This is a genomic window from Lentibacillus halophilus (assembly GCF_039522485.1).
GTDB classification, from domain to species: Bacteria; Bacillota; Bacilli; order Bacillales; family Amphibacillaceae; genus Lentibacillus; species Lentibacillus halophilus.
Map to the genome: position 1 here is coordinate 1 of NZ_BAAADM010000050.1, position 11,835 is coordinate 11,835.

At 43.6% G+C, this 11,835-nt stretch carries 11 protein-coding genes; 6 read left to right on the forward strand and 5 right to left on the reverse strand.

The annotated features are described in order from the left end of the window. Positions 1-342: 342 nt before the first annotated feature. Entirely contained in the window at positions 343-438 is a 96-nt protein-coding gene (locus tag ABDZ72_RS14435; protein WP_425542370.1) for a putative holin-like toxin, read from the forward strand. Positions 439-833: 395 nt separating this feature from the next. Here ABDZ72_RS14435 and ABDZ72_RS09440 read toward each other — a convergent pair whose 3' ends face one another. The 3 genes from ABDZ72_RS09440 to ABDZ72_RS09450 form a co-directional block, all read right to left on the reverse strand. Then, positions 834-1,820, reverse strand: a complete 987-nt coding sequence (locus ABDZ72_RS09440) for an ABC transporter substrate-binding protein (RefSeq protein WP_343752568.1) — start codon at positions 1,818-1,820, stop codon at positions 834-836. A 114-nt stretch (positions 1,821-1,934) separates the two neighbouring features. Next, positions 1,935-3,143: a quaternary amine ABC transporter ATP-binding protein gene (locus tag ABDZ72_RS09445; RefSeq protein ID WP_343752569.1), complete on the reverse strand. Its 1,209-nt coding sequence runs from the start codon at positions 3,141-3,143 to the stop codon at positions 1,935-1,937. Further along, positions 3,143-4,000 (reverse strand): ABC transporter permease, encoded by an 858-nt coding sequence (locus ABDZ72_RS09450; RefSeq protein ID WP_343752570.1) that lies wholly within the window; start codon positions 3,998-4,000, stop codon positions 3,143-3,145. Before ABDZ72_RS09450 ends, ABDZ72_RS09445 begins: the two co-directional genes overlap by 1 nt. A 553-nt stretch (positions 4,001-4,553) precedes the next feature. Here ABDZ72_RS09450 and ABDZ72_RS09455 point away from each other — a divergent pair. Both ABDZ72_RS09455 and ABDZ72_RS09460 read left to right on the forward strand, forming a co-directional pair. Then, entirely contained in the window at positions 4,554-5,108 is a 555-nt protein-coding gene (locus tag ABDZ72_RS09455) for a TetR/AcrR family transcriptional regulator (protein ID WP_343752571.1), read from the forward strand. Between the two features lie 61 nt (positions 5,109-5,169). After that, entirely contained in the window at positions 5,170-5,829 is a 660-nt protein-coding gene (locus ABDZ72_RS09460; protein WP_343752572.1) for an MFS transporter, read from the forward strand. A 57-nt stretch (positions 5,830-5,886) separates the two neighbouring features. On the opposite strand, the gene ABDZ72_RS09465 is transcribed toward ABDZ72_RS09460, so the two are convergent. Next, complete coding sequence (locus ABDZ72_RS09465; RefSeq protein WP_343752573.1) at positions 5,887-7,629, reverse strand: GMC family oxidoreductase; 1,743 nt, start codon at positions 7,627-7,629, stop codon at positions 5,887-5,889. Further along, positions 7,630-8,433, reverse strand: coding sequence for a gluconate 2-dehydrogenase subunit 3 family protein (locus ABDZ72_RS09470; protein ID WP_343752574.1), 804 nt, complete (start codon positions 8,431-8,433; stop codon positions 7,630-7,632). It lies immediately after the preceding gene. Between the two features lie 251 nt (positions 8,434-8,684). Between ABDZ72_RS09470 and ABDZ72_RS09475 the strand changes: the two genes are divergently transcribed. From ABDZ72_RS09475 to ABDZ72_RS09485, 3 genes are all read left to right on the forward strand, one after another. Next, on the forward strand, positions 8,685-10,019 hold the full coding sequence (locus ABDZ72_RS09475; protein ID WP_343752575.1) for an amidase: 1,335 nt from the start codon (positions 8,685-8,687) through the stop codon (positions 10,017-10,019). A gap of 113 nt (positions 10,020-10,132) precedes the next feature. Next, positions 10,133-10,486 carry a SpoIIAA family protein gene (locus ABDZ72_RS09480; protein ID WP_343752576.1) on the forward strand — a complete coding sequence of 118 codons (354 nt, stop codon included), beginning with the start codon at positions 10,133-10,135 and terminating at the stop codon, positions 10,484-10,486. Positions 10,487-10,814: 328 nt separating this feature from the next. Then, a complete protein-coding gene (locus ABDZ72_RS09485) occupies positions 10,815-11,759 on the forward strand; it encodes a glycine betaine ABC transporter substrate-binding protein (RefSeq protein ID WP_343752577.1) in 945 nt (314 codons plus the stop codon). Positions 11,760-11,835: the final 76 nt, after the last annotated feature.

Consider the following 11,835-nt stretch of genomic DNA (forward strand, 5'->3'; position numbering starts at 1 on the left):
GCTTTTACGTTTCATAAAAGTACCTTAACATCTCCCTTTTTCGTGTCTAAAATCTTGGGTCCATTATATTTCCATTAGTTGTGGTTTTCTTTGGTGTTGCTGTGGTCTTCTTATTTATCGGATTGCAAATCTATCCGGCATAAAACTTTGTTCCTAGGCTAATTGAATGGTCTTTCTGCATTCGTCAGCCGTCGACAATCAATCTTTCTTTTAAAACCACAAAATAATAGATAATTTTGTTACAATAGCGTTGGGTTGCATAAGCAGGATGGGGCGGTGGATCCTTTGCTGCTCGTTGGTTGACATGGTCATGTCACAATGAGGTGGGAGGTGATGCCGCACATGATTACGGTATATCAAACGCTAATGCTCATGATCAGCTTTGGGTCTCTGCTCATGGCTGTCGTGACATTCATTGTTTTGATCATAAAAAAGTAATCCCCACCCTGTGAAAATGGACTGGTTGGGGATTACTCCTGCCGCTCCACCGCAACATCACGCGGCGCAACTCACCAGAACTCCGACATGCCACTGTCGGGGTTCTTTTTAGTATTATGTCTTCTAGTTTTATTATATGCCAAGAATCACTGTTTTGCAAGGCTGTTTTTACATAATATCCCACAAATATCGAGCGTTTAAACGTAGATGACATCCAACGCGCGAACACCAACTCATTCCCATTGTGATCAACTACCAAAAGTGATCAGTTCATCTCCCCCGTTCACTGACATAAAAGAAAAATTGGGTAAGGTAACGAAAATAAAAAGCCCCGCCATTCCGCGAGACTTTTTAAATTGAAAGATGAACACTGAGATAGCTCTCTCGTCAACGCATCAAAGTCCTTCTTTCACTTTAGAAGCTACGTCTTCGGGTACCCATTCCGTCCAAAGCGATTCTTTTTCATTTAGAAATTTGATGGCTGCTTCATGAGCTGATGCATCTTTATTTTGCATATAGTTGAGTGCTTCATTCGCTACTTTACTGGACGTTTGATAGTTTTTGAGAAATTCAGTGACCTTAGGTGCTCGTTCGGGCAGGCTTTTGTGCGAAACAATCTCGACATCCTGTTCTGCAACACCCGATAATGGCGTGTCTTTCTTTTCACGTAATGGCGTCATTTCGTATTCACCCATAACCCAGTTTGGTTCATAGTTATAGCCGACCCACGGTTCACCATTTTTATACGCATCGGCCAGCGACGCATTAATTGCTGCTTCGGAACCTGGACGGAAATAATTATACTGTTCGTCCAGCCCATATTCTTTCAATGTTTGGAATGTCAACTCACTGACTTCCCATCCTGGAATAGCTCCGATAATGCGGCCTTTGTCTTTATTTTCCGGGTCTTGAAATAAATCTTTATAGTCAGCTAAATCCGTAATATACTCTAAATCCGGTGCCATCGGTTCGATTCCTCTTTCCGGATCCCCCTCAATGACATATGTAGGCACATACAAGCCCTGAAAGTTATCATCAAAGTTGACCGACAGTTTAACATAATCGCCGCTTTCAATTCCCTCATTATATGCTTCTTGATTATTTTTCTTCCATAGTTCCATATGGACATCAATATCGCCTTCACGGAGCGCGGTTAATATGGCAGCCGCGGAGCCTTTCCGATGCTCAGTCTCATAACCATACCCTTTTTCAATGATGGTCCCGGCAATTTCATTATGGAAACGAAGGCTAGCCCAACTCTCATCCGCAAAAATAATCGGTTCTTTTTTGTCACCACCGGATGACTCACCGCTACATCCGCCAAGAATCGTCATGGCGGTTAGTAATAAAACTCCGATAAATAATAACGATTTTTGTTTCAACAAAAACGCCTCCTCTTGTTTTTGGTTCTTTTTTTAGTGGAGCTGCTATTACGCTAGTGTTCACACAGACACCCCACTTCAAGTGTTAACGAAATGAGAGGTTATTCGAATGGTTTATCCGTCATATTCTTCGGTTTCATCAACGTCATTCGATGCCAACCCTGACAGAACATGGACACGCAAAATAAAGCCAACCAATTTTTCTTCTTCATTCACGACGGCCAGCGGAAAACGTGACTCGAGTGATTTCGTAATCAGATCATTCACATATTCGTCGTTGCGCACAATCGTAATAGCCGTACGCATCACATCCGGCAGTGTTTCCTTTTCTTTAATCCCTTTGATCGCATCATCAATGGTGACAATGCCTTTCACATGGCGGCTGCGATCAATGACAAAAACACTGGAAATTCCATTTTCCTCCATTTCCTTACGAGCAACCTGCAATCCATCTTTCATGGAAACGAGCGCATTTGGTTTGATCATGATGTTCTCCGCTTGAAACACTTTTGATCGATCGATATCCCGAATGAAGTCGGATATATAATCATTTGCAGGATGTTCGATAATTTCCTCCGGCGTCCCGATCTGATTGACTTTTCCATCTTTCATGACAGCCACCCGGTCGCCGAGTTTAAATGCTTCGTTGACATCATGTGTGATAAAGATAATCGTCTTCTGCAATCGTTCCTGAATATCCAGGAGTTCCAGCTGCATTTCGCGTCGGATTAGCGGATCCAGTGCACTGAAAGGTTCGTCCATTAACAGGATGTCCGGATCATTGGCAAGTGCGCGTGCCAGACCAACACGTTGTTGCATACCACCGGATAATTCATCTGGAAATTTATTTTCATAACCTTTCAGACCAACGTTTTCAATATTCTTTTGGGCAATGTCACGCCGTTCTTCTTTTGAAATTTGACGTACTTCCAGGCCATACTCAACGTTCGCCATAATGGTCCGATGATTGAAAAGGCCAAAATGTTGAAATACCATGGCCATTTTTTTCTGTCGAACATCTTTCAATTGTCCACGGCTGGATTTAACAATATCTTGTCCATCAATGAAAATGGACCCGTCCGTCGGCTTGTTCAGTAAGTTGAAGCACCGGATAAGCGTTGATTTACCGCTTCCGGAAAGTCCCATAATGACAAAGATTTCACCTTCCGCAATCGCCATTGACGCATCATAAACACCAACAGTATGACCTGTCTCAGCCAGTATGTCTTCTTTCGACATGCCATTTTTTACTTGGGGGATTACCGACTTCGGCTTGTGTCCAAAAATCTTGGAGACATGTTCGAGTTTTATTTTTTCAGCCATTAACTTACCCTCCTATGCTTTTGAAATTTATTTGCCAAGCCACCGAAGACACGGTCAATAATAATGGCAAGAAACACAATACTGATACCAGCTTCAGCACCAAGCGCTATATCAATCTGATTAATCGAAACTAAGACTTGTTCTCCCAGTCCCTGTGCGCCAACCATCGATGCAATAACGACCATAGCCAGGGCCATCATCGTTGTCTGGTTCACACCTGCCATAATCGTGGGAAGCGCCTGTGGGAGCTGAATTTTAAATAGCATTTGCCACCTGGATGAACCGAATGATTCAGCTGATTCGATGACTTCCTTGTCAACACCCCTGATGGCTAATTCCGTAAGCCTAATAACGGGAGGAATGGCATAAATTAATGTTGCAAAAATAGCGGAAACGTTACCTAAACCGAAGAAAAAGATAGCAGGAATCAGATAAACGAACGTCGGCATGGTCTGCATCGCATCGAGAACCGGCCGCATAACAAATGAAAAAAGTTTGCTGAAAGACATCCATACTCCAAACGGAATACCGAGTGCCAATGAAATAATAACTGCCGTCATAACAACCGCAATGGTCGTCATCATATCTTCCCATAATTCGAACGTACCGACCAAAAACATAAATAGACCGTAAAGAATACCTGCTGACAGTGATTTGAAATACCAGCCCAGTAGTACAATAAACACAATGATGAGCCACCATGGCATGCTAATCAAAAAACTTTCAATACCGTTAATAAAATTAGATGAAACCATAAAGATAAAATCAAAAAGCGCACTCAACGTCGTGTTTAAATAATTTACAAATGATTCAATATAATCCCCAAAATTAAATGTTATATCAGGAAAACCATTCATATAATCCAACCTTTCTATTAAATTGGGAAAGCACCTATCCTGCAGACCAGTTGCTTCTTATCTATTAATCCATAGTGTCCTTGACGTTTTAGCTACATCTCTAGAATTCAACTCGTCCACACGTCTTCATCGTTGTTGATATCGTTGAATTAATATTGTCGTCTTGCTAAAAATACTCATGAATATTCAAAAGGTGACACAATTAAATGACAAGCAGTCGTACGAACCTGTTTTGTCAACAATGCAACAATATAAATTTTAATAGACCTAGTAGTTTACTTCAAATGGCAAATTTACCAATTTATAGCAATAAACATAGATATAACGTTATAAAACCAAAAGAAAACATTATTACTTGCATATATTCCAAAATAATATTCATATCTCTGAATATTCCGTTTAGCGGTGATAAGTGCCTGGCACTCGCACAATTCAGAATTGTTTGGGTGCCTGGCACTTTGTTGTGGTTTTCAATCGTTCTTGACGTTCTGATAATCGCCTGTTATTTTAACTATAAAGGTCGTTCTATCTACCTTAAAAGGAGAATAAACTCATGAGCCGATCTGTCAAAAAAGAAACTTTGCTTGAAGTGGCTGAACACCTATTTTATGAACATGGATTCCGGGGGGTCGGTTTAAAACAAATTATCAGTGAAGCCAATGTCGCGACGATGACGTTGTATAATCATTTTTCGTCGAAGGATAATTTAGTGGAAGAAGTGCTCAAACAACGGGAAGAACGCTATTGGTCGTATTTGGATGCGCATGTGGAAATGGATTCGGATTCGCCGTTCATACTTGCTGTGGAAGCACATGGACGCTGGTTGAACGAGTTGTCCTATAAAGGTGATATGTTTTTGCGGGCGATTGAAGATTACGCGGGAATGGATAACGAGATTGAAACGATTGCCCGAGGGCATAAATCAAAACTTCGCCGATACTTTCAACAGTTGGCGCAGAAGAAAGGCAAAACCAACGTCAAAGATTTAGCCGACCAATTCACGCTTCTTCTCGAAGGCACGACATCCATGACGACACTGATCGGTGCCGAGAAAGCGACAGACCATTCCATTGCGATGGCGCGGATACTTGTCCGACAGACATCGTAATTTTTTTGGTTTTAAAATAGAAAGGACGTTCTATCTAATATTGGATGTCAGGAGGGATATTATGCGATTTTCAAAACTGGTGATGCCGGGTGTCACTATGATTGCTGTGACGTATGGTTTGGCGAGGTTCAGTTTTGGCTTGCTTTTGCCTGATATGTCCACATCTCTTAATATGTCGGAGTCAATCTCAGGTATGGTCTCATCATTATTTTATGTTGCCTATTGTTTTACCATTGTTGTCTCCACCGTTTTAACAGCGCGAAAAGGGCCAAGAGGCATGATTTTGCTGGCCGGTCTATCAGCGTTTGTCGGCATGATGTTAATCAGCGTCACACCCCACGTATGGGGGCTTGTCCTGGGTGTGCTGTTGGCCGGGGGCAGTACCGGATTTGCTTCCCCGCCTTATGGTGCAGCTATTTCGCTTTGGATTAAGGAAGATAGTCAAGGAAAAGCCAATACATGGATCAACTCCGGAACAAGCTTCGGGATTGTTCTTTCAGGAGTAGGTGCCATACTGTTGACACCGCATTGGCGTCTGACGTATTTCATCTATGCTATTCTGACGCTGGCCATCTTGATATGGAATTTCCGGTCTATTCCAAAGCTGGAAAAGAGTTGGTTAACGTTTCAAAAAGGGAATCTCTCCTTGCGGGGAATGCAGGGATCTGTTGCGTTAATTGCGGCATCGCTCTTTTTTGGTATGACCACAGCTGCTTTTTAAAAATTATAAGTGCCAGGCACCCACACAATTCAGAATTGTTTTGGTGCCTGGCACTTTTTATGACGTTTTAGGTTCTGCCAATTGACCGCCGTCATTCATATACTTTTCAATGCCTTCTGCGGCACGATAGGCTAAGGCGCCGATGGTCGGTGTCGGATGGTGGCCGCCAAATTGTGGAAATGCTGATCCGCCTACAACGAACAGATTGTCCACGTCCCACATTTGCAAGTAGTTATTGACAGCCGATGTATTTGGATCGTCGCCCATCACGACGCCCCCGGTGTAATGGCCGCCGGTAAAGCTATGGTTGAATTCTTCCGGTACTTCATCATCTTCAATAATATCAGCGCCCATTTCCTCCATGATTTCATGGCATTTTTCCACGCCGAATTTAGCTATATTTCTTTCCTGATCGCCAAACTTGTACGTCGCACGCAGCAGTGGATCACCGTATTCATCTTTATAGGTTGGATCGAGGTCCAAATAATTATGCCAATAAGACATCGTTATTGCAGTATACCAAATTTGCAAGGTTCTGTACGCGTAGTGCAACGAATCGTTTTTAAATTTCTTGCCCCAGCGCGGCGTATCCTTGGGAACGTTCTCGCTGCTTGCGATCGCACCAAAGCCATATTGTCTGAGTTCGATTGCACCTCCACCGATAAAGTCCAGATCAGAATGGTCGAAATTATCAGCAGCATAATCATTGACCGCTGCGCCGAGTGCGCCGGCACCCATATACAGGTTGAATTTTTTATTCTCGAAAAACCCTTTTGCCCCATTGAATGCTGAATTATACTGGCCATTAAAGTTACGGCCAATGACGCCCTCTCTCGTTTTCGGGTCATACTGTTTGCCTATATTCGATAACATTAACAGACGATTATTTGTAAACGCAAAACCAGACAGAACGACAACATCGGCTGGTTGTTCGAATTCTTCGCCGGTTTTTTCGTCCACATACATGACACCTTTGGCCTTGCCGCTGTTGTCATCATATAGAACGCGTCGAACGTATGCATGTGTTCTGAGCTCATAGTTATCATGTTTTAAAGCTGTGGGAATAACGGTCGCAAGCGGATCCGATTTGGCACCGAAGTCACAGCCGTTTCGTGTACAGAATGAGCAGTACATACAGGCATTAAGTGTCTCCCCGTCCGGATTTTCATATTGTTGGCTCATATTACCCGCAGCAATTTGAAAAGGATGCAGACCCAAATTTTTCGCTGAATCCTTAAACAGCTTTAAAGAAGGGGTTTCCTTGAGCGGTGGATTGGGCCATTCGTTCTTCCGTTCAGGGGCCAATGGATCCTGTTCGCCGGAGATACCGGCTGTTTTTTCCCATTTGTCATAATACGTTTCCATTTCCTCATATGTAATGCCCCAATCCTGCAAATTCATGTCTTCGGGGATTTTATCTTTTCCGTAACGCTCTATTGTTTTACTGCGGATTTCAAATTCATAAGGCCAATAGCGATACGTAGCCCCGGCCCAATGGACACTGCCGCCGCCCAAATCCGTTCCAACCTGCATATTCGTTCTTGTTCGCACCGGCAATGCTGTTTCATCGAGATTATTTCGTGACGTAATGGTTTCGCCTGATAGATTTTGCATAATCTGATAGCGATTATCAAAACGAAGCTCGTCTTTTACACCAATGTAGTCACTTCTTTCCTTATGGTCACCACGCTCCAGTGCAACCACCTTTTTTCCGGCTTTGGCCATTTCGGCGCTTATAATACCTCCTGACCAGCCGACACCCACGATAACAACATCCACTTTATCCAGTTTCTTAGCCATTTATAGACCGCCCCCTTGATACGCTCGCAAGCTTTTCGGTTGTTTTGATAAAAATTTCTCTGATTCGATGTCGTTTCCCCAACCCATGCGAGGACCTGGGTACTCGATCATTTTCCAGCCTTGCATATCTTTATTGCCACCATATGCCGGGTCTGAATAAACGCCTTCTAATGTGGTTTGTCTGAGGAGTTCAAAGAAAGTATCGGCTTTCATTCCTTTGACATTAACATCGTCTGATTCAAACGTTTCGAGAATCGCATCCTGTGTCTCCCCATCAAGGTCAAAAAACGATTTATTATGTTTTTCCTGACTGACCTCCTGCATCCGCCTCAGCCCGAATAAAAACATTTCTCCGCGGTTGAGTTTTGTTTGCAATCCGTGCGTATCCGATGCCTGTGGTTTAAAAGGAGGGTGCATGTAATCTTTGCTGTTGGACCCCCAGAATCCAGCCAGTTGTTTGTCAATAAAGTAGGGCACGCCTAGTTCAATAGCGCCCGGCCCATTATCATCCTGAGGGTATATGCGTTCAGTTGCAGCTGCTAGTGTTTTAAAATCATCACTGCGGCTGAAAAATGTACGCGCTTGTTGCAAATGTTTTTGAGATGTGTCATCACCTGTGCTGGTTGCTTGTTGTGTTTCAAAAGGATTGCCGATCAATCCGCCTAAGAGCGTGCCTCCGACGACACCTCCTGCCGCGTAACCGGAGTTTTTAAGAAATTTCCGTCTTGAAACATCGGTATGACTACCATCTTGATCATGTTGATTCTGGTTGTCATTATTATTATCAGAACCATTGTTAGTCACTGGTTTTTCCTCCCTTACTAAAACGATTTTTTACCATTTATCGACAAAACTCGCAAACTATCGATAATAGTATAGTAACACTGTGAAATATTGTCAATTGAAAGTGTTGGAGTGCCAGGCACCCGCACAATTCAGAATTATTTTGGTGCCTGGCACTAGATCTATTCTGAATTGTTTCGGTGCCTGGCACTTTGTCGGTATGATAGAATGGATTATAAAACCGGGTCAGGAACCATAAGGGGGAACGTCTTTTGTATTCCATTCAATCGTTATTGAAAGGGTATGAGAAAAAGCAATTCTCTCCGGTCGAGATAACACAACACTATATTGAAAAGGCCAAACAAACGAGTGATCTAAACGCGTTTATTTCGATAACCGAGGATGTCGCACTGCAACAGGCAGCTATTTCTGAGAAAAAGTGGCAATTAGGCGATGCTGGGCGCTTGGAAGGAGTGCCGCTTTCCTACAAGGACAATATCCACACGAAAGGCGTTCCTTCGACAAGTGGGTCAAAAATTGATCACGATGTTATTCCGGAACAACATGCAGACATTGTCGAAGCGATGAACCAATCCGGCGGCGTTATGATCGGAAAAACCAACATGCACGAGTTTGCGTTTGGCATTACAAGCAACAACCCATTTTACGGTCCGGTCAAAAATCCGTGGAACAAAGCATTGACTGCTGGCGGTTCCAGCGGTGGATCAGCCGCTGCCGTTCTGGCGGGGGCAAGCGTTGCGTCTTTAGGGTCCGATACGGGCGGCTCGGTGCGGATTCCTGCTGCCAGTTGCGGTCTGATCGGGTTGAAACCGACACAGGGCCTGCTCCCACAGCAAGGCATAACCTTAATATCGCCATCCCTGGACCACCCCGGCCCTATCACGCGAACGATGTCGGATTTAATGGTCATGATGGAAGCGTTGACAGGAAACAATTATTCTGTCATCGATTCAAAAGCTGAAGATTTACGTGGCGTTAAAATCGGTGTCCCCATCAACGTCTTTAATGAAAAAATTGAAGCAGATGTACTGGATGGCTACCAATCGACATTAAAAACATTGGAACAGCTCGGTGCGCACCTCGTTGACGTTGAAATCCCGTTTGCCAATGAAGCCGCTCTCCGAAGTTTTACATTGGCAGCTTCAGAGGGCGGCTATGAACACCGTAATCGTATGCAACAAATGGATGATTACGGTGACGATGTCCGTCATGTGATGAAAGCCAGCACAACCATTTCTGCGTCAGAGTACTTGCACGCACTGAAGCGAAAACACGACATGACGGCGGCCTGTGATGCATTGCTGGAACACGTGGATGCGATAATAACACCGACCATGCCAGCGCAACCGAAACCAATAGGTCAAGAAATAGTCCATTTTAACGACGGGAAAGAACCGATTTTTGATTGCATGACCCGCTACGTGTCCTATTTTAATATAACAGGCCACCCCGCCATATCCTTACCGGTCGGTTTCGCCAATGACATCCCTGTCAGCGTTCAACTTATCAGCGGGAAATGGAAAGAACGACACCTCATCCGCTGGGCCAAAGTTTTAGAAAATGACTGTCACCCGGAAACCCTGTAAGTGCCTGGCACCGGTACAATTCTGAATTGTTTGGGTGCCTGGCGCTATGTTTGATGTCTTAGACACTGAGGAATAGTATTTATGGATCAATACACAGAAAGGGTGTGGTAAGGATGATCAACGTAACCAGTCAAAAAGGCAGCCCGATTATCGAAATGGTCATGAAGGACAAAATAAGCAAAACCGATATTGAAACATTCGAGGAAACACTCAAACAAAAAATCACTGAACAAGAACCGGTTCATTTGCTGATTACGTTTGAAAACTTGGAAGGTGTTACACTGAAAGGACTTGTGGAAGATCTGAAAATGATCAAGTATTTAAGAAGCATTAAAAATGTTGCAGTGATTACAGACCAAACCTGGATCAAGGCGGACGCTAAGCTGGAAAATCTCATCCCAGGCATTAAAGTAGACTTTTTCACCCCAGACAACACCGAAGCAGCCCGCGAATGGCTGATTGAATAAGTGCCGGGCACCTATACAATTCTGAATTGTGTGGGTGCCTGGCACTTTGTTTTTTCTGAATTTTGTGGGTGCCTGGCACTTTGTTGAGTTGTTGACAATATTTGATTCAATGTTATGATAACGATGATATGAGTTGAAAGTTTAATAGAGTTATATTATCGGCGTCACCGACTCATATCACCGCATGGTCGTCAACATGTGCCCCAAGCCACGTTCAGTATCTCGTTTAAACGAGCCGGCGAACACCTGAAAAGAGAATTTTACGGTCAGCATCTATGAACAACCTACTTGTTAGATTAAAACATTCGCTATAAGGAGTTGAGAAACAATGTATCGAAAAAGAAACATGTCTATCGTATCCTTGGCATTTGTTATATTGTTCAGCCTCGTATTATCTGCCTGTGGTACAAATAGCAACGATAGCAATGCCGAGAACGGTGATGCCGATAGCGGTGAAAACAGTGGAAGCAGTGCAAATCTCGGTGACAAAGACATTACTATCCCTTATGTTGCCTGGGCTGGTTGTGTGGCCGGTACGAATGTGATGAAAGCAACTTTAGAAGATGTAGGCTATAACGTTACGATTAAACAAGTCGGTAAAGGCGCGATGTTTTCGTCAATTGCTGAAAAAGACGCCGATGCGATGATGTGTACATGGCTTCCGAACAACGCTGTCCATCTTTGGGATGAACACAAAGACGATCTGGTAAAACTGAATAAAAACATTGACACAGCCCCAATTGGTCTATATGTTCCTACATATATGGACATAGATTCCATTGGCGATCTCAAAGGCAACGAAGAAGTCGGTAAAGGGACGGATTGGACAATCACAGGTAATGACCCCGGCTCCGGCAATGTTGAACTCACCAAACGAGCGGTGAAAAAATACGGCTTAGACAAATGGGAAGTACAGACAAGTTCGGATTCAGCTATGGTCGCCACTCTGGGCAATAAGGTAGACCAAAAGAAACCCGTGATCACGACCTTATGGAAACCGCATTACGCTTTTGGCAAGTATGATTTGAAAATGTTAAAAGATCCAAAGAATATATACGGGGATCCAGACAGCATCTGGACAACATCACGAAAAGGCTTAAAAGAGGACTCACCGGCGGCCTACAAAATTTTAAAGCAATTTGACTGGACATATGACGAGATGAACGAAGTCATGGTCAATATTAGAAAGGGCACCGACCCGGAAAAAGCAGGAAAAGAATTTGTGAAAGAACATCAGGACCTTGTGAATGAATGGAAAAAAGGCATAAAGTAAACAAAGGTCAAGTAGGAGTGAACCTCTCAGCCTAACGGCTGATTGTGTATCACTCCCCTCTCAGAACCATGCGAGC

Coding starts and splice junctions, on each gene's coding strand:
- ABDZ72_RS14435 (WP_425542370.1), top strand. CDS start 343: ATGATTACGGTATATCAAACGCTAATGCTCATGATCAGCTTTGGGTCT.
- ABDZ72_RS09445 (WP_343752569.1), bottom strand. CDS start 3,143: ATGGCTGAAAAAATAAAACTCGAACATGTCTCCAAGATTTTTGGACAC.
- ABDZ72_RS09450 (WP_343752570.1), bottom strand. CDS start 4,000: ATGAATGGTTTTCCTGATATAACATTTAATTTTGGGGATTATATTGAA.
- ABDZ72_RS09455 (WP_343752571.1), top strand. CDS start 4,554: ATGAGCCGATCTGTCAAAAAAGAAACTTTGCTTGAAGTGGCTGAACAC.
- ABDZ72_RS09460 (WP_343752572.1), top strand. CDS start 5,170: ATGCGATTTTCAAAACTGGTGATGCCGGGTGTCACTATGATTGCTGTG.
- ABDZ72_RS09465 (WP_343752573.1), bottom strand. CDS start 7,629: ATGGCTAAGAAACTGGATAAAGTGGATGTTGTTATCGTGGGTGTCGGC.
- ABDZ72_RS09480 (WP_343752576.1), top strand. CDS start 10,133: ATGATCAACGTAACCAGTCAAAAAGGCAGCCCGATTATCGAAATGGTC.
- ABDZ72_RS09485 (WP_343752577.1), top strand. CDS start 10,815: ATGTATCGAAAAAGAAACATGTCTATCGTATCCTTGGCATTTGTTATA.